Below are 17,242 nucleotides of genomic sequence, written 5' to 3' on the forward strand. Positions count from 1 at the left end.
CAACAGGCAACAGGAAACAGCTGGCTTTTCAGGATGATATATCTTGTCAAAAACGGATGCCGTTGGTTTAATTGCAGAGACGCCATGCATGGCGTCCCTGCAATTGAACAGGAAACAGAAACCGCAAATCGGTACAGGAGAAAATCAGAGACAGTAACAGTGACACAGCACTCTCTTAGCGTGACTGTTCCTACTGCCTATGGCCTGCTTACTATTGACCCTACCATCTGCTGTCTAACCCAACATATTTCTCCGTCCTGCTCATCTGCTCTTGTATCGCCGACTCACTCATATACCTTTTTCCGCCGGGATATTTTTCTTCGTGGGGAATAATGTCGTTTCGCATGACAGCGAAACCTTTATTGAGATATGCCTTCCAGGCCAATAGCTGGTAACCCAATCCGCGGGCGATATCGGCACTATCAGTGTTGCGTTCAAACTGATCCATATATTTTACCGAAACATGACTGATGCCAAGACCGATCAGTCCGAAGGTATTTTTCGTCCCGAAATAAACGATATGACATAGCTCGTGTCCGAAAATGCCTGCCTGTCCGTTTATGCCGGCGTTTACAAACAAAGGAATATTCGATCCTGCGGAAGGTTCAAAAATTTTAATGATATAAGTTCGCTTACTGGCCTTTCGAAAAACGCTGCCGAATGTAAGGTTGGTTGAAATCAAACCCTTCTCGCTGTTGATGATTTTGAGTTTGATTTTAGTATTAACCAACTCAGGAAAATAGGAGAGTGCATAAATCAATTGCTTCGCATACTGCGTAGGAATTACTTTGTTTTTGCCATAAATTTTTTCAAGCGAGTCGTATCTGATGTTCGCTGAATCAGATATGTCTCTTGCCGGCTGTGATGGTAGTAACGTTTGTGCGGTACTGCAATTGAAAACAGTTATCAGGCTTAAAACAACACCAGCTTTGATGGAAGCATTTTTCCAGGCTTTTAATACCATCGTTAATAATACAAATTTCAAACTTATCGCGGATATAAATTTCTGTCTTTTGAAAGTAGGAGACCGGGGGCATCTGACATTAATTATTTTCCAGGAAGCATATTCCGGATCGCGGCAATTTTCCATGTTCCGAGAGCCTTAACTGCAACGAATGAACTCCACATTTTCCGAATAGTATTGTCCGGGTTTTTTATCTCATAATGTGCATCTGCAATCGCAGTGCTTTCGTCAAGAAAACGAACCTTTTCTACTTTCAGAATTCTGGAACCCGGGTTGCCCACCGAACTTTGCAACATACCTTTTATTGCCTCATTAATTCCGTATCGCCATTCTCCTGTTGAAACCAGCTGATCGATATCATTAGTAAGAATTTTTCTAAGTAAAACTGTATCTTTCTTCTCCCGCGCGAGAGCGTAATTGTCGATCAACAAATAGATTTCCTTGCTTCTGCTATTCGGCTCTTTACCATCCTGGGCCGATATATCCGAATTAAAGAATATTACCAGTCCCATTGATAAAAGGAAATACATTTTCATGGTTCATTGTTTTTCTAATGAATGATTGAATAGATTTTCCGAATAACATCTTTCCCGGCTACTGTTCATGCTGCAGGGTGAAGCTATGGAATTTCAAAGCCTCTCAGGGGGATTTCTTCTAAACAGTATTAAAATCGGGCACCGCCGGTAAGCCTCCGTTTATTGTATCTTTGCGTATATCTGTTTAAGAATTAAAATACTTTAAATATGAAAAAGCTTACTTTTCTTTTGATCCTCCTGTCCACTGTTTCCGTTTCTGTGTTCTCCCAGGGCGGTGGTGGTGTGAAGAACGGCCAACTCGCACCTAATTTCTCTGGCAAAGACCAGGATGGGAACACCGTTTCTCTCGATCAGTACAAAGGGAAAAAAGTGGTATTGTATTTCTATCCGAAAGATGATACACCGGGATGTACTGCAGAAGCTTGCAGTCTGCGCGACAATTATGATTCGTTAACAAAAGCCGGGTATACCATTATTGGCGTAAGTGCTGATGATCAGAAATCACATAAAGACTTCAAAACAAAATACAATCTGCCCTTTACTTTGATTGCAGATACAGATAAAACAATTGCCAATCAGTACGGTGTTTGGGTGGAGAAAGAAAGAGATGGACAGAAGTTCATGGGAATGGCGCGTACAACTTTTATCATCGATGAAAAAGGAACCGTTGTTGCGAAGATTGAAAAAGTGGATACCAAAGACCATGCAAAGCAGGTACTGGGGTATAATACGATGCAATAATTCAGACAGGCGACTACTTAAGTGAACGATAAAAAAAGGGCATCAATGAATGCCCTTTTTTAAAAAACTTTTGCATTAACTCAACGGAATTTTCTTCGCGTTATCTGCAAGCCAACTATCAAAATCCTGCAATTCCGGATTTAATTCTTTTGCCATTTTTATATCTCGTGCGTCGGCAAATTCTTTTGCAAATTCCTGGTAGTACTGGAACATGTTTCCGAGATCTTCTGCACCAGGAAATCCAAACGACCTGAAAGTTTCCGGACTGATGCTGTTGTAACGAACTTCTTCGCCCAATGCTTTTGTCATGGATTTTGCCATTTCCGCGCAGGTGATATGTTCGCCTGCAATGCCAATCGTTTTCCCGATCAGGGATTCACCTTTTTTGAAAATACCATACGCACATTTTCCGATGTCTCCTGAGCCAATACCGGATAATGGACTATCTCCCATCGGGAAAGTAATTGCCAGTACGCCATCAGCTCCGCGTTTAGGCCCCAGCCCGAAATAGATCATATTGTCCCAGTAAAAACTCGTTAGCAAAAAAGTAGTGGGAATTCCTTCTTCTTTAAAAAAACGGTTGGATTCGCCTTTAGCATCGAAATGCGGCACTTTGTATTTTTCCATAAGTGTCGGCATGCGATCGTCATGCAAGGGCACGTGAAGCCTTGTATCTTCCAGCGTAGACCAGATTACATGTCTGACGCCAGCGGCTTTTGCAGCATCGGCCATACACTTTGCTTCGGCGGCTTCCTGTTCGGGTGAAAAATGCGCCCAGAAAAAAGTAACACAGAATGCACCCCAGGCGCCTTCCATGGCTTTCTTCACTTTTTCCGGATGCGCTAAGTCTGCCTCCACTACTTCGGCACCCATTGCTGCGAGTGCTTTTGCTTTATCTGATGAAGGATCGCGTGTAACTGCACGAACGGAAAATTCACTGTTCTTATCGCTGAGAATAGCGCGGGCCAGACCGCCACCCTGTGCGCCGGTTGCGCCAAATATGGTAATGAGCTTTTTCTGTGACATAACTTTTGTTTGTGTCATGAAAGGTAACAATTTCAGGTATAACGTGTAACGTTCAACGTAAAACACCAGAGCGCAACTGTGGGAATCTGTCCCCGAGATTCTTTTTTTCTGAACCTATTGTGGTACCGATTCAGGTGCTTTAACCGGAACATTATCGGTGAAAGTTTCAATCCCTGGCGAACTCGCAACCAATTTCTAAACAGAAAATGGCCTGACTGGATGAGAATTATCACCATCATGAGCCAACGTTTAACGTTTAACCTTCTACGTTATACCTTTTCATACCATTCCAGAATATAGTCTGCAACTTTCTCCCAACCAGGTTCGCCGCAAATGAAATGACTTTTGCCTTCAAAAATTTTAAGATCAACCCGACTGCCAGCATCTTTATATTTTCCCGCAAGCGTTTTTGTAAGTCCGGTCGGAAAGATATGATCATTGCCGCCACCGATGAAAAGGAGGGGAGCATGCGGTTTCTTAAAATCGATATTTGAAAATGAATGTAGAACGAGTTGACGACTGACTTTGAAACTTTCCGGTACCGCGAATTTTTCGAAAGCTTTTTCTTTCTCTGCATCAGGAATGGTATTGAAGAACGAATAATCATACCATTTCCTGCTACCCATAAAATATTTCTTAAAGCTGAAAAATCCGAAAGCAGGTAATGCTGTTTTTAAAGTCTGGAACGGAGGAAAAACATTTTTTGGAGGAGCGCCATCAATACTTACGCCTGCTGCGGCACTGCCGAGTTCCACCAGTTTCATTGTTGCCATTCCTGCCATGGAGTGACCAATAATCAGCGGCTTTTCTCGAAGTGATTTTATGATTGAATTGATATTATTCACCACATCAATAAAACCTGTTTTTACAAGATCAGGATGTACTCTCGCTCTCAGTTTTGCCGGGTCACCATCATGACCAGGATTAGCCGGCGTATGAACAGTATATCCCTTCTGTTCATAATATTTTTTCCATTCTGTCCAACTGAGGTTGTTCACGAAATTCCCGTGGATGAGTATGATGTGTTTTGACTTTGCCATGACGATTTATTTTTTTTTGAAGAAGATTTCCGGAATTGATTATGGTACTACCCGAACCCGCTAGTTGCACCTGTCTGTCCAAGGTACTCTATACGGTTATGAGAACAGCGGGGCAGGGCCATGAAAGCCTGAAATGGAGAATAGAAAGCCGGAAAAGAACAAGGCGGGAATGCGAGTGGTGAAGGAGGAGTTGAAAGGTGATGATGTTTGCAGATACAAGACATGCCTTGTATCAGGAATTGCAGAAGGTGAATTGCGAAGAGCGAATAGTTAGATACATCGGCTGAAACAAGTATTAAAAGTTGAGGCAATGATAAATTGAAAACACAATCGACCAACAATTGATTTTACTTATAATTTTTGTCGCCTATACCGCGGGCATCCGATAATAACATGAGCCAACTTAAAACCCAATAACCTGTTTCTTAAAATTGAATTAAACCATGCGCGGAATTCCAGGGGTGTAAGATTCGTTTTCGATTTGAAAAGTTTATGGATTGAAAACACAATCGACGACCCATTGATTTTACTTATAATTTTTGTCAACTATACCGCGGGCATCCGGTAATAACATTAGCTAACTTAAAACCTAATAACCTATTTCTTAAAATTTAATTAAACGATGCGCGGAATTCCAGGGGTGTAAGATTCGTTTTCGATTTGAAAAGTTTATTGAATGATTGGGGATGTTCGAATCCGAGTTCATAAGCGATCTCGCTCACTGTTAATGCTGTGGTTGACAATTTCTCCTTCGCTTTTTCGATGAGTTTGCTGTGGATATGTTGTTGGGCGGTTTGACCAGTGAGGATTTTCAGCAGACTGCTCAGGTATCCTGTAGAAACATGCAAAGAGTCAGCAAGCCATTGAACTGTGGGCAGACCTTTCAGGATTTTATCGCTGTTGAAATAATCGGAGAGGACTTTTTCAAGACGATCAAGTACCTGGTGACTGGTTATTTTACGCGTGATAAACTGGCGCTGATAAAACCGATCTGCATAATTCAAAAGAGTTTCAAGCTGGGCGATGATGATGCTCTGGCTGAATTTGTCGATATTCGTATGATACTCCTGGCGGATATTGTTGATGATATTATTGATGATCACTTCTTCTTTCTCGGATAAGAACAATGCTTCATTGACTGAATAGTTGAAGTATTCATATTTTTTGATGTTCTGCGCGAGTGCCGTGTTCCAGAGGAAATCAGGATGAATCAGTAAAATCCATCCCGACCTGTCTTCTTTTGTATCGGGGTTGTGTTCAACTCTTAACACTTGTCCAGGTGCCATGAAATACATCACGCCTTCATCAAAATCATATTGCTGCTGTCCGTAGAACATTTTTCCAACTCCACGTTTGATCGAAATAGAATAATATTCACTGATCACACTGATTGAATTGCCTGGTTCAGGCATCTTTGTTTTTGCATAATCAATCACACTGATCAATGGATGTTCCGGCGGCGGCAATTCCCTGAAACGATGATATTCGCTGATGGATTTCACCCTGATCTGTTTGTGCTTTGCCATATTTCAAAATTAAGAAGGACACGATGATTTTCTGACAATACCATTTTCAGGTGCTTTCTGACGGGGGATCAGCGAATGACCTCATTTCTGGCCGGTCTTTTTCTCTTTTATTTTTGATGATTTACACTTTGAACCGCCGTGTTTTCATGCGATATTTTTATTGTTTGGTACTTGTATTATTCCCGGCCACCGGCGGTTACTGGTGGACGATAGTTAGCCAACTATCCGCCGGCTCGCGGATGGCCGACGGCAGGTGATACAGCGGGATCCCTGGATAAACAGCTGTTGTCATCCGTAGAAAATGGTGGTGGAGGCGGCGAAGGGAGGGCCCGCAGGGCTGGTTGCAGAAGAGAAAAAATGCGTTTTAAAATCGTTTTTCCACGCATTTATTCAGTGAAAAACTTACTCCGAAGTTGTCCGAATCGATCTCACAACTCGCAGGCCAGAAACATTTCTGTTATTGCATCGATTCCAGCGCCGAAACTCAAATACCACATCTATTTCTTTAACATGCATCAAAGTGCCTGTCCGCCAGAAACTTCAATCCTTTGCCCATTGATCCAGTAAGCATCTTCAGTACAAAGAAAAGCCACGACACCACCGATATCATCCGGTAATCCAACTCTTCCTAACGCAGTGATCTCTGCAATATGTTTGTTGATATCCGGATTATCGCGAACGCGACCATTTCCAAAATCCGTTTCGATAGCACCAGGAGCTACCACATTCGCCCGGATTTTTCTATCGCCTGTTTCTTTTGCAAGATATCTCGTGAAAGTTTCTACAGCTGTTTTCACTGATGCGTACACGGCAGATCCGGGATTGGTGATTCTAGTAAGACCGGACGATATATTGATCACGCCTCCTCCATCATTCATGAGCGGTAGCAATTTCTGGGTCAGAAAAACAACAGCCTTGTAATGAATGTCGAAAATATGATCGACCTGTTCTTCTTTCACATCTTTGATCGGTGAATACAAAGCAGTGCCTGCATTATTGATGAGGAAATCTAATTTTGAATTTGCGGTATTGACCTGCAGCCAGCCTGTAAATTCTTTCACAAATGCGTCGAAGCTATTAATCCTGCTGGTATCGAGCTGAAGTGCTGCAGCATTCCGGCCAATTGACTTTATTTCACTAACGACTTCTTCTGCGGCTTTGCTGTTCGTATTATATGTGATCAAGACATCAATTCCTTTTTTTGCGATGGCGACGGCCATGTTCCTTCCAAGCCCACGACTGCCACCGGTTATCAGTGCGACTTTATTTGTTGTACTCATTGTTGTTTGTATTTATTGTATTCGACTGCAAATTCATTTGCAAATCTTTCAGTTTTATTTTTCTCAAAACTGGGATGTTTTTATTGTAATCTTCATAGATCGGGCCATTGCCTGGTCCGGCCTGCATCTCTGTAAATCCTTTTGCAGCCTGCAGGTTCATACCAGTTGCCAGCAGACCATCGATCATTTCTTTATCTGAAATAATTTTCCATTGCAGGTCAGGAATGCCGATCGCCTGGCCAAGCGATTTTGCTATTTCATTCGGTGACACTTCATCACTCGCTATATATCGAACAGTTCTTCCGTCAAAAGGTTTTTCGATTTCTTCGGCAATCACTTCCGCTATGTCAGTTGTAGAAACCCAGGGTTCTTTAGTATCACCACCATAATTGCTAATGATGGAGCTATATGCACTGATCGTGCGAAAATGGCTGAACAAATTGCTATAGAATCCGACTGGCCGGATTGTTTTGATCGACACATCTTCGGGTAGTTGCCTCAGTATCTGCTCGACATTGTAATGAAACTCCAGGATACCGATGCCCTTATTGGTATGTGCACCGACACTGCTGAGATGAACTACGCGTTTAATATTGCAGGTTTCAATCGCTTTCCGATAACTGTTTCCGATGATGTTGATCGCTGAGAAAATATCTATATCCGAATCGAGTAATCCACCTGCGGATTCCATTGTTTCCATACAATAAACGATATCTGCGCCACTGAACGATGCCGCCAGGAAATCGGCGTCCTCCATTCTGCCAATCGCAGCTTTTGCTCCCAATGCTTCAATCTGAGCAACTCTTTCCTTCTTGCTGGTGATGACTTTCACGTCGTGACGATTCTTTACAAGGATGCCTGTCAGCGGTTTACCAATATTTCCAATGGAACCTGTTAATACTATTTTCATTTTTCTGATCGATTACTTGGACAAAATTCCGCTTTATCGTTGATGCAGATGTAGTCAGATCGGCTATTGTTGTAGCCAAAAGTTGATCTTTTTAATATTTTCTCAGTTTTTTAATGTTAAAGAAGCAGTAATTCGCCTACAGGAGGAATTAAAGCTGGTTGTAAAAAGTGCTATTAAAAAGAGTAATTACCTGTGAGATTTATTTGCGTTTATTCGTAATCGGTATACGAAATTGATTACATAACTCTTTCGTTGCTGAATTGCATGGGCATTTTTATGCTTTTAATTCTCGGAAAGTGAAATCATTTTTTTAGATTATTAACTCATCGGTAATGTGAGCTGAGTATAAAAACTGTTCAATAATGAAGTAAATTAGAGGAAGGACATCTTGTTGGTGTAATTAACTCTAAATTGATCAAGATGAAATTGCCACGCTTTATAGTAAGAGTGCCATTAATTTTTATAGTCGCCGCATGTACACCGGGGAAGAAATCAACCTCGCACGACAAGGAGACAATTGTTCCCGGATTAAAAAAACTTATGGTTATTGCTCCTTCTCCCGTTATACAGGAGCGGGTAAGATGGGAAAATGATTTTGTATCCATTCTGGATTCTGCCGGGTATAAGGCGGTTAAAAGCCTTGATTTGATTCCGTACTCCCTGGACACACCGAGTGTGCCGACCAAAGAAGAAGTAAACATGAAAGGAGCGAAAGCTGGTTGTGACGGAGTGTTGTTTTTGACGATTTTAAGAAAAGATGGAACATTGACTATCAATAAAGGCAGTTCTATAAAAGCTAATCAGCAGATCATTGCAGGCTTGCTTACGGGCCTTTTAAAAAGTAATAATTCTGTTGAACCTGTTGCCGGTATTGAAACGCCTGCAAGCTTTTCCAGGGGTGGAAATTATTTTACTATGCAGTCGATCCTGTATGATCTTGCAACAGAAACTATTTTACACAATTCGACCTCACCAGATTTTGAAATAACATCACTGGAAAAAGTTCGCAGACAATATTTAACCGATCTGATATCACAGTTGGAGAAGGAACATTTGCTGACAAAATAATTTTGGACATCGGCAAAAGTGGCAAAGGTTTACTAATTGCGGCCGAGTTTTAGTGCAAGCCAGTAAAAGTCCAAACAGATCAATTATTGAGTGTGCGTTGAGGAACATCCCGGGAAAAGCATCTTTTTTCATCTTTTCCCCTACAGCCATTTAATTGGTAACTTAACCGGAGTTGGATGGCCTTTTTATTAAGATTAGTTGCTTCCAACCTTCTTTCAGTGTAATACGTATATTTTCTTTGAATTGACTTTGTTGATCATGCAGCAATTGAGTGCGACAGAAAATCTTTGTAGTGTGAGCCTTTTAAAATCATCGGGAATATGAAGAAGGCAGTTTTTTTATTTTTTATAATTGTTACTGCACTTTCTCTTTTTGCGCAGAAGAAGGGATTTCATCACGGCGCGTATGTAACAGCACAGGGAGATACCGTGCGCGGATTTATATATCTGCCCGGTAATAGTCAGTCACTCAAATTCAAAAGGGAACAGGACGATACAGAAATAGCCGATGTGCAGGTGGACAGTCTGAAATCATTGATGGTAAACAATGGTGTCTACCTGCTGTGGTACGGCAAAAGAAGCGTCACCTGGCTGGATCCGTTTGAACAGGAAATCAGAAATGCAGACAGTTTCAGAACAGAAATGATCATGCTAAAACCTGTTTATGAAGGCAATCGATATTCTCTGTATCAATACAGGGATGAAACCGATCGGTTTTTTATCGGGTATGCAGGTGTTGTTGAAGAGTTGAAGATGACATTCGCTAAACTATCCGAGAAAGAGTACCGCGACCGAAGCCTGCTTTTTAATCGTCCCAGGTATTCGGTGTTTGCAACTTATCGATCTCAGATCATCAGCATCCTGGGCGGAAGGGTTTCGGAATATGAGAAATATATGATTGAGCATACGGAATATAATGAGTTGCATTTGAAAAGACTGCTGAAAGAAATGGAGGGGTGGTGAAGGGAGTTCATAGTTCATAAAAGTTCATAGTTCATAGTTCATGGTTTTGAACGGCTGTTTTCAGGTTTTCAGATCTGGTTTTCGATTCTTCATTGTTCATTTGCGGGCTGTTTCCCCTGGCTGCTCCTTTGTAGTTTGATTTTTTGTGGTGGATATAAAATGAACACGCCGGATTTCAGTTTTCAGTTGAATTCACCATTTCTATTTATGTCTTCTGTTTTTAATACTCTAAAAACATTTCCTGTATCGTATTCCGGTTACTGGTTTTCGTAAGTGCAAGCATCAGCAGTATTCTTGCTTTTTGAGGATTGTGATCTTCTGCGGCGATAGTTCCAAGTTGTTCATCAACAAATACCTGGTTGGATGGTGTGACAGTACCCGATGATACTCTCGACGCGCGAACTACTGCAATGCCTTTTTTGATCCCCGATTCTACTTCCCGGAGAATGGATTTATTGAACGATCCGTTTCCCGAGCCTGCAATGACGATGCCTTTTGCCCCTTCATTTGCGAAGGCCCGTACAGCTGTTCCGCTCGCACCGACATACATATACACGATTTCTACCCGCGGGAGTGAGTCGTGCCTGGAAATATCAAACACGGGTGAGTTGCTGCGGACATCTGCAGCCGGATAATAATACTTCACCCTGCCGTCAAATACTTTTCCGATAGGGCCGGTATTCAATGATGCAAATGCCTCCACATTGGTCGTGTTTATTTTAACGACAGTCTTTCCATCAAATAGTTTTTCATTAAAACTTATCAATACACCCCTGCCTCTGCTTTGAAGATCACTGGCTGCAACGATTGCATCAAATAAATTCTTTGGTCCATCTGCACTGATGGATGTTGCAGGGCGCATGGCACCGGTAAGTACTACCGGTTTTGAATGTTTAACGGTCAGGCTTAAAAAATAAGCGGTTTCTTCCTGCGTGTCCGTACCATGGGTAATAACAATTCCATCAGCCTCATCCTTCTCAAAAATTTCATTGATGCGCCTGGCAAGTTTCAACCATAATTCAACAGTGATATCATAACTTCCGACGGAAGCTATCTGTTCTCCCCTGACCGTGGCTACTTTATTAATTGCCGGAATGTTGTTCAGGAGTTCTTCGACAGAAAGTTTTCCAGGGACATATCCCGCGCCTGTTGAACTCGTTCCTTGTCCGGCGATGGTGCCACCTGTTGCTAATATGATGATGCGTGGTAAGTCTTGGGATGATGCAGAAAAAATGCTGCAAATGAAAAAGATAGCGATTGGTAGTTTCGTCATAATAGATGACCGTTCGAATAAAGATAATAAGGGAGAGACAGAAATAGAAAACATATTCAGGGAAGAGAACAGCCTGCAGCCACGAACATTTGACCACATAAAACGCGACTGTCGGCGAATCCGATGCAGCCGATGCATGTGATGGATACTTGCATTAATTTGAATTGCATATACCAGCAGCGAGACTCGCCTCCAGCGGCGCAAAGATCCAATGATGGTCTTATCAAATGCCCAGGCGAGGCTCTCTCAATAATTGGCTATAATGAAATAATCACGGTAATCTGCCGCTTAACGCCTGCTGGACCCGCCGTACACATGAGAAGCAAAAACTAAATACTTTAACCGACACACCATATGCGAACACCGGCTGTTCACTCCTGCCTTTTTACTCCTGCCTCCCCACTAATTAAACGATTGCCTGAACTTCAATGGAGATAAATTTGTTTTTGATTTGAAGAGTTTATTAAATGAAGACGGATGCTCAAAGCCCAGCTCATAAGCAATCTGGCTGATGCTGAGATTTGTTGTTGAAATTTTTTCCTTAGCTTTTTGAATCAGTTTATTGTGTATGTGTTGTTGCGCATTCTGCCCCGTTAGTGAACGAAGCATATCACTCAGGTATCCCGGCGATAAATTCAGTTGCCCTGCAAGAAACTGAACAGAAGGTAATCCATGTTTCAAAGTATGTTCATCTTTAAAACAGTTATCCAGGATTTCCTCCAGCTGTTGCAACAGGTCATTGCTGACAGCCTTACGCGTGATGAACTGTCGCTTGTAAAAACGATTGCTGTAAGTTAACAACGATTCAATCTGCGAAATGATGACATCGTGGCTGAAATCATCAATCCTGCCCTGCAGTTCAGTTTCGATATTTTTAAATATGGAGATGATAGTGGATTTTTCCGAATCCGATAAATGCAATGCCTCATTCGCAGCGTATGAAAAAAATCCATACTCTTTGATTTTTTTCGCCAACGGATAATTCATTAAATAGTCCGGATGGATCAGCAATGTAAAACCTGTATGGTCGCCATTGTTTTCTGCATTGGAAGAAACCTGGTCAGGCGATGTAAAAAACAATCCGCCTTCCTCGAAATCATAAAAATGTTGTCCGTATCTTAATTTTCCACTGAGGTTTTTCTTGTATGATATTTTATAGAAACTGTGAATGAAGGATGCAGGCACTTTACTTGCATCTAAATCGTTTTTTTTGTTTTCAATCAGGCTGATCAGTGGATGCAGAGGTTTGGGCAGTCCGAATATGCAGTGCACTTCAGACAGTGTTTCGAATTTATGTGGAACACCATTCTGCTTTTTCATCTGGTAAAGTTAAACATGTTTAATTATTCAATGCTTTCATGAACATTTCCGGATAGCGGGGACCCGATGCAATTCCCATCGGCATAACGGCATCGAGACCGGCCAAATCTTCTCTAGAAAGATGAATAAATTCTGATGCTGTATTTTCTTCCAACCGGTGTATATGTTTAGTGCCAGGAATAGTTATGATATCATTACCCTGTGCAATCACCCAGGCAATTGCCAGCTGCGATGGAGTACAGCCTTTTTCATGAGCGATCAGTTTTATTTTTTCTGCCAGTTCAAGATTTTTATAAAAGTTCTCACCCTGGTAGCGTGGCATACGCGCGCGATTGTCCTTTATATCTCCTGGTATTTTGAATTCTCCACTGATAAATCCACGGCTCAACGGAGCGTATGCAACAAGCCCGATGCCCAGCCCCCGAATGGTTGGCAGTATCTCTGTTTCGACGTCTCTTGTCCAGAGCGAATACTCCGTTTGTAATGCTGTAATGGCATGAACAGCTGCAGCCCTGCGAATAGATTTTGCCGATGCTTCAGACAAGCCGATATAACGAACCAGACCTTTCGCAACGAGTTCAGCCATTGCACCGACACTTTCTTCAATCGGAATGTCAGGATCTACCCGGCCTAATGTATACAGATCGATATAATCTGTTTTCAGTCGTTGAAGACTATGCATCACGGCGTGTCGCAAATAATCAGGGTGACCATTCACCGGCCCATAACCGCCAGGAGAGGCCATCATTCCTGTTTTTACAGAAAGAAATGCTTTGTCTCTTTTACTGCTGATGGCTTTTGCAATCAGCATTTCATTATGACCTGACAAATAATAGTCCGCTGTGTCTAAAAAATTATGTCCGAGCTCCAATGCTTTTTCAATGGTCGCTGCAGATGATCTTTCATCGGCATGTCCATATGCACCTGACATACCCATGCATCCTAAACCGATTGCGGATACCGACGGGCCGTTCTTTCCTAATGTTCTATTCATTGATTTCTTTTTAAACTGAATGTCAGAGCAAAGTTCGACTTCAGAAATCTGTGGGCATTAGTGGAAATGAGGAATTGCTTTGCCGAAATAAGGGAACTGCCAAAACTTCGCGTGCCTTCTCTTACATTCTTTGAAGCTTGCTTATTAGTTTGTTTACAAGAACATCAAACCGTAAAGAAAACAGCCATGTTTTTCGAAAAGAAACAGCCAGAAAACTTCCTTTGTATTCCCTTTGCGTGCTCTTACTTCGCGCCCTTTGCGGTTTGATGTTTCATTAGGAACATTAAAGTGCAATAGCAATTCAGATAACGCCGGAAATTTACAGAAATCTATCCCGACAACCGTTGACGCATAACATACAACTTACAGCTTATCACCTCATCACCTCATGAAATTTTATTAAATTCAGGTCACTGATTCCTGTTGAAATTTTCAGATCAGGAGCCAGCCTTTTACCTGTTTTTACGTATATGGATAGACAGGTCGGGAAGCCGGATACAGAAGGGTTGACGTCTCCGCCAGGTGCATTAAATGATCCAAAAGGTTTGTGTTATGCGAAAAACAGTTTTCATCTTTTGTCTGGTTTTTTCCTGTTTGTTAACCCATGCTCAGAAAAAATCATTTCGTCAGGGTGCCTATGTGACGAACCAGGGCGATACCATGTGGGGCTATATCTTTTTACCGGAGACCGGAAGTTCATTGAAGTTCAAGACGACGCAGAACGGTGCCCAGCCGGTAGATGTACCTATTGAAGACCTGAAATCGCTGCAGATAAAGGACGGCTCATATCTCATCTGGTATGGTAAAAGATCTGTCAGCTGGCTGGATCCTTTTGAACTTGAAGTCATGAATGCCGATAGTTTCCGAACGGAAATCATCATGCTCCGGCCTGTATATGAAGGTCCGAAATATTCACTCTACGAATACAGGGATGAGACCGAGCGTTTTTTTATCGGTTATGGCGGAATTATAGAGGAATTGCGTATGAACTATCGCAAGCTTTCTGAATCAGAGCATAAAAGAAGAAGTCTCTATTTTATGCGACCTTCTTACACCGTGTTTGCTGTTTACCGCGATCAGATCACACGGATCCTTGGCGGAGATGTCAGTAGTGATGAGAGAAAGCTGATCAATCATACGGATTATAATCTGCAGCATTTAAAAAAATTGATCAGGGAAATGGAAAACTGGTAATTAAACTGACCAATCCAGGTATTGAATCCCTTACCGCTGCCTGTTCCTTCAAAGTCGCTGATTCATATTGAGAGACAAGTGCGGCAGCTGAACGTCTCAAGTTCGCTGTGTGGCGTGTTTTATCCAATAGTTTCGGGAACGATAACCGGGTGTTTTACCGGCAGTACATCGATCACATTAGAAATAGTCTAAGGCGATAAGAATTTATTTTGAAGTAAGTTCATCGTTCATTATTTCCGGATGATGACAAATGCGGGTTTAAAGAAAATATTCATCTTAACTAATTTCAGCACGTGGAACAAATAATTGCTTTACTAACGTTAATTCTTTTAGAAGTTGTTTTAGGGATTGACAACATTATTTTTATTTCGATAGTTACTTCCAGGCTACCCGAAAGCCAGCAGAAAAAAGGACGGCGTATTGGTCTATTGCTGGCGATGATCATGCGGCTTTTATTGTTAACTATAATTTCTTTTATCCTGAAACTCGAGGGTACGCTTTTCACCATATCCTCTAATGAAATTTCGGGCAAGGATATTATTTTGATTCTCGGTGGATTGTTTCTACTCTATAAAAGTGCCACAGAAATTTACCATAAGATGGAAGGTGATGAACAGCATGCGGTGGACACCAGCAAAGTGTATTCATTCGGTAGTGCCATCGGCCAGATCCTGATTCTTGACCTCGTGTTTTCTGTCGACAGCATTATTACCGCAGTCGGAATGGTGGATGAATTGTGGATCATGTATACCGCGGTAGTGGTAAGTGTGGGGGTGATGCTTCTTGCCGCAGAGCCGATCAGTAAATTCGTTAATACTCATCCTGCATTTAAAATGCTGGCTTTAAGTTTTTTGCTGCTGATCGGTGTTTCGCTCATCGCTGAAGGGCTGGCATTTCATATTCCCAAAGGATACATCTATTTCTCGATGGCTTTTGCATTGCTGGTCGATGTATTTCAGATGCGGATGAACAGGCGTAAGGTTAAAAGAGATAAAAAAGTAGAAAGAGCTAAAGTCTGAAAAAAATTATCACCATCACCCCTTTATTAATTGTGAACAGCTTTCCGGTGATAAAAAGGATCGGCTCAAAAAACAGGGGTAAACGATTTTTGAATAATCTATGTTCTCCGTTTGTGCCCTTTGTTTCTTTGTGGTGCAAAAAAACTGTCAAATAACGCTCTTCAATTTTAATCAGAATTCCTGTTAACGAAATCAAAGGCAGGAAGCTATAATATCAGTGGCCTTCTACCTGATTTTTTTGAACCACATAGAGCATGGAGGCACATAAGAATTTTCTATGTGCCTATGTATTCTATGTGATCTATGTGGTTCAAAAAAACCGCAATAAGTTTTTCACGTTTAGATTCAAAGAGGATGTAAGAAATGATTTCTAAAAAGTATCTGAACGACCTCATTTGCAAAGTAAATGGTGGAAGGGCAAAGGATTTTGGTGGCCTTCGGCCTGATTTTTTTGAACCACATAGAGCATGGAGGCACATAAGAATTTTCTATGTGCCTATGTGATCTATGTGATCTATGTGGTTCAAAAAAAACCGCAATAGGTGTTTCACGTAGTAAAATCGTTTTTTTACTTTTTCAAGCCGTGTTTGTCTCTTTTTTAGACTTGTAATGAGTTTTAATTTTAGATTCAAAGTGGATGGAAGAGATGATTACAAAAAAGTATCTGAATGACCTCACCTACAAAGTAATTGGCTGTGCTATTGAAGTTCACAAGACAATAGGTCCTGCCCTGGTTGAAAGCGTTTACGAGAAACTTATGTTGCATGAAATGCGTCTTAAAGGCCTGAAATGTGAGAGCCAGGTATCGGCAGCTATTCATTATAAAGGCGTTGAGATACAGACTGATCTGAGGCTGGACATTTTGGTAGAAGATGTATTGTGCCTGGAACTAAAAGCTCAACAGGGGTTGTTGCCTGTACATGATGCTATTACTCTTTCATATATGGAGATGCTTCAAAAGCCAAAGGGATTGCTGATCAATTTTCAATGCGTAAATATCGTACGCGAAGGGCAAAAAACTTTTGTAAATAGGTTATTTGCTGCGCTGCCTGATGAATAGTTTCCAGTGTTTAGAATTTTTGAACCACATAGGACATGGAGGCACATTAGAATTTTCTATTGTGCCTATGCATTCTTCGTGGCCTATGTGGTTAAAAAAACCATTAACTATCAACTATCATTTACCTTCTCACCAATTATGATCGTTGGTGGGTTGGTGTACCACTTATTTCCTGATGAATAGTTTCCAGTGTTGAGATTTTTTGAACCACACAGGACATGGAGGCACATTAGAATTTTCTATTGTGCCTATGCATTCTTCGTGAACTATGTGGTTTAAAAAAAACTATTATCTATCAACTATCATTTACCTTCTCACCAATTATGATC

Annotated in this window: 17 protein-coding genes; 7 read left to right on the forward strand and 10 right to left on the reverse strand. The window is 41.5% G+C overall.

Translation table 11 applies throughout. From position 1 onward, the window contains the following. Nucleotides 1-220: 220 nt before the first annotated feature. Together P2W82_RS14035 and P2W82_RS14040 are read right to left on the reverse strand one after the other, a co-directional pair. Nucleotides 221-985: a hypothetical protein gene (locus P2W82_RS14035; protein ID WP_336516532.1), complete on the reverse strand. Its 765-nt coding sequence runs from the start codon at nucleotides 983-985 to the stop codon at nucleotides 221-223. A gap of 62 nt (nucleotides 986-1,047) precedes the next feature. Further along, complete coding sequence (locus P2W82_RS14040) at nucleotides 1,048-1,500, reverse strand: nuclear transport factor 2 family protein (RefSeq protein WP_336516533.1); 453 nt, start codon at nucleotides 1,498-1,500, stop codon at nucleotides 1,048-1,050. A gap of 207 nt (nucleotides 1,501-1,707) precedes the next feature. On the opposite strand from P2W82_RS14040, the gene bcp reads away from it, so the two are divergent. Beyond that, entirely contained in the window at nucleotides 1,708-2,241 is a 534-nt protein-coding gene (bcp, locus tag P2W82_RS14045) for a thioredoxin-dependent thiol peroxidase (RefSeq protein WP_336516534.1), read from the forward strand. A gap of 75 nt (nucleotides 2,242-2,316) precedes the next feature. Here the strand turns inward: bcp and P2W82_RS14050 are convergent, their stop codons facing one another. Together P2W82_RS14050 and P2W82_RS14055 are read right to left on the reverse strand one after the other, a co-directional pair. Continuing rightward, the gene (locus P2W82_RS14050) at nucleotides 2,317-3,267 is read right to left on the reverse strand and encodes an NmrA/HSCARG family protein (protein WP_336516535.1); all 951 of its coding nucleotides are present in this window, start codon (nucleotides 3,265-3,267) and stop codon (nucleotides 2,317-2,319) included. A gap of 269 nt (nucleotides 3,268-3,536) precedes the next feature. After that, nucleotides 3,537-4,307 carry an alpha/beta hydrolase gene (locus P2W82_RS14055; protein WP_336516536.1) on the reverse strand — a complete coding sequence of 257 codons (771 nt, stop codon included), beginning with the start codon at nucleotides 4,305-4,307 and terminating at the stop codon, nucleotides 3,537-3,539. 133 nt (nucleotides 4,308-4,440) lie between these two features. Between P2W82_RS14055 and P2W82_RS14060 the strand changes: the two genes are divergently transcribed. Continuing rightward, nucleotides 4,441-4,581 (forward strand): hypothetical protein, encoded by a 141-nt coding sequence (locus P2W82_RS14060; protein WP_336516537.1) that lies wholly within the window; start codon nucleotides 4,441-4,443, stop codon nucleotides 4,579-4,581. A 337-nt stretch (nucleotides 4,582-4,918) separates the two neighbouring features. On the opposite strand, the gene P2W82_RS14065 is transcribed toward P2W82_RS14060, so the two are convergent. From P2W82_RS14065 to P2W82_RS14075, 3 genes are all read right to left on the reverse strand, one after another. Then, entirely contained in the window at nucleotides 4,919-5,833 is a 915-nt protein-coding gene (locus P2W82_RS14065) for a helix-turn-helix domain-containing protein (RefSeq protein ID WP_336516538.1), read from the reverse strand. 515 nt (nucleotides 5,834-6,348) lie between these two features. After that, a complete protein-coding gene (locus P2W82_RS14070) occupies nucleotides 6,349-7,113 on the reverse strand; it encodes an SDR family oxidoreductase (RefSeq protein WP_336516539.1) in 765 nt (254 codons plus the stop codon). Beyond that, nucleotides 7,097-8,023, reverse strand: coding sequence for an SDR family oxidoreductase (locus P2W82_RS14075; protein WP_336516540.1), 927 nt, complete (start codon nucleotides 8,021-8,023; stop codon nucleotides 7,097-7,099). The genes P2W82_RS14070 and P2W82_RS14075 overlap by 17 nt, the downstream gene beginning before the upstream one ends. A gap of 420 nt (nucleotides 8,024-8,443) precedes the next feature. On the opposite strand from P2W82_RS14075, the gene P2W82_RS14080 reads away from it, so the two are divergent. After that, nucleotides 8,444-9,091: a hypothetical protein gene (locus P2W82_RS14080; protein WP_336516541.1), complete on the forward strand. Its 648-nt coding sequence runs from the start codon at nucleotides 8,444-8,446 to the stop codon at nucleotides 9,089-9,091. 320 nt (nucleotides 9,092-9,411) lie between these two features. Continuing rightward, nucleotides 9,412-10,053 carry a hypothetical protein gene (locus tag P2W82_RS14085; protein WP_336516542.1) on the forward strand — a complete coding sequence of 214 codons (642 nt, stop codon included), beginning with the start codon at nucleotides 9,412-9,414 and terminating at the stop codon, nucleotides 10,051-10,053. 220 nt (nucleotides 10,054-10,273) lie between these two features. On the opposite strand, the gene P2W82_RS14090 is transcribed toward P2W82_RS14085, so the two are convergent. The 3 genes from P2W82_RS14090 to P2W82_RS14100 all read right to left on the reverse strand — a co-directional run bounded on the left by P2W82_RS14090 (nucleotide 10,274) and on the right by P2W82_RS14100 (nucleotide 13,640). Next, complete coding sequence (locus tag P2W82_RS14090) at nucleotides 10,274-11,326, reverse strand: type II asparaginase (protein WP_336516543.1); 1,053 nt, start codon at nucleotides 11,324-11,326, stop codon at nucleotides 10,274-10,276. 402 nt (nucleotides 11,327-11,728) lie between these two features. Then, complete coding sequence (locus tag P2W82_RS14095) at nucleotides 11,729-12,646, reverse strand: helix-turn-helix domain-containing protein (protein ID WP_336516544.1); 918 nt, start codon at nucleotides 12,644-12,646, stop codon at nucleotides 11,729-11,731. A gap of 19 nt (nucleotides 12,647-12,665) precedes the next feature. Further along, on the reverse strand, nucleotides 12,666-13,640 hold the full coding sequence (locus tag P2W82_RS14100) for an aldo/keto reductase (protein WP_336516545.1): 975 nt from the start codon (nucleotides 13,638-13,640) through the stop codon (nucleotides 12,666-12,668). Nucleotides 13,641-14,192: 552 nt separating this feature from the next. Between P2W82_RS14100 and P2W82_RS14105 the strand changes: the two genes are divergently transcribed. The 3 genes from P2W82_RS14105 to P2W82_RS14115 all read left to right on the forward strand — a co-directional run bounded on the left by P2W82_RS14105 (nucleotide 14,193) and on the right by P2W82_RS14115 (nucleotide 16,913). Then, the gene (locus P2W82_RS14105) at nucleotides 14,193-14,834 is read left to right on the forward strand and encodes a hypothetical protein (RefSeq protein WP_336516546.1); all 642 of its coding nucleotides are present in this window, start codon (nucleotides 14,193-14,195) and stop codon (nucleotides 14,832-14,834) included. 293 nt (nucleotides 14,835-15,127) lie between these two features. Then, nucleotides 15,128-15,853, forward strand: a complete 726-nt coding sequence (locus P2W82_RS14110; RefSeq protein ID WP_336516547.1) for a TerC family protein — start codon at nucleotides 15,128-15,130, stop codon at nucleotides 15,851-15,853. 646 nt (nucleotides 15,854-16,499) lie between these two features. Further along, nucleotides 16,500-16,913 (forward strand): GxxExxY protein, encoded by a 414-nt coding sequence (locus P2W82_RS14115; protein ID WP_336516548.1) that lies wholly within the window; start codon nucleotides 16,500-16,502, stop codon nucleotides 16,911-16,913. Nucleotides 16,914-17,242 lie beyond the last annotated feature (329 nt).

Source organism: Pollutibacter soli (genome assembly GCA_029269725.1).
Classification (GTDB): Bacteria; Bacteroidota; Bacteroidia; order Chitinophagales; family Chitinophagaceae; genus Pollutibacter; species Pollutibacter soli.

Coding starts and splice junctions, on each gene's coding strand:
- P2W82_RS14040 (WP_336516533.1), bottom strand. CDS start 1,500: ATGAAAATGTATTTCCTTTTATCAATGGGACTGGTAATATTCTTTAAT.
- bcp (WP_336516534.1), top strand. CDS start 1,708: ATGAAAAAGCTTACTTTTCTTTTGATCCTCCTGTCCACTGTTTCCGTT.
- P2W82_RS14050 (WP_336516535.1), bottom strand. CDS start 3,267: ATGTCACAGAAAAAGCTCATTACCATATTTGGCGCAACCGGCGCACAG.
- P2W82_RS14055 (WP_336516536.1), bottom strand. CDS start 4,307: ATGGCAAAGTCAAAACACATCATACTCATCCACGGGAATTTCGTGAAC.
- P2W82_RS14060 (WP_336516537.1), top strand. CDS start 4,441: ATGGAGAATAGAAAGCCGGAAAAGAACAAGGCGGGAATGCGAGTGGTG.
- P2W82_RS14065 (WP_336516538.1), bottom strand. CDS start 5,833: ATGGCAAAGCACAAACAGATCAGGGTGAAATCCATCAGCGAATATCAT.
- P2W82_RS14070 (WP_336516539.1), bottom strand. CDS start 7,113: ATGAGTACAACAAATAAAGTCGCACTGATAACCGGTGGCAGTCGTGGG.
- P2W82_RS14075 (WP_336516540.1), bottom strand. CDS start 8,023: ATGAAAATAGTATTAACAGGTTCCATTGGAAATATTGGTAAACCGCTG.
- P2W82_RS14080 (WP_336516541.1), top strand. CDS start 8,444: ATGAAATTGCCACGCTTTATAGTAAGAGTGCCATTAATTTTTATAGTC.
- P2W82_RS14085 (WP_336516542.1), top strand. CDS start 9,412: ATGAAGAAGGCAGTTTTTTTATTTTTTATAATTGTTACTGCACTTTCT.
- P2W82_RS14090 (WP_336516543.1), bottom strand. CDS start 11,326: ATGACGAAACTACCAATCGCTATCTTTTTCATTTGCAGCATTTTTTCT.
- P2W82_RS14095 (WP_336516544.1), bottom strand. CDS start 12,646: ATGAAAAAGCAGAATGGTGTTCCACATAAATTCGAAACACTGTCTGAA.
- P2W82_RS14100 (WP_336516545.1), bottom strand. CDS start 13,640: ATGAATAGAACATTAGGAAAGAACGGCCCGTCGGTATCCGCAATCGGT.
- P2W82_RS14105 (WP_336516546.1), top strand. CDS start 14,193: ATGCGAAAAACAGTTTTCATCTTTTGTCTGGTTTTTTCCTGTTTGTTA.
- P2W82_RS14115 (WP_336516548.1), top strand. CDS start 16,500: ATGATTACAAAAAAGTATCTGAATGACCTCACCTACAAAGTAATTGGC.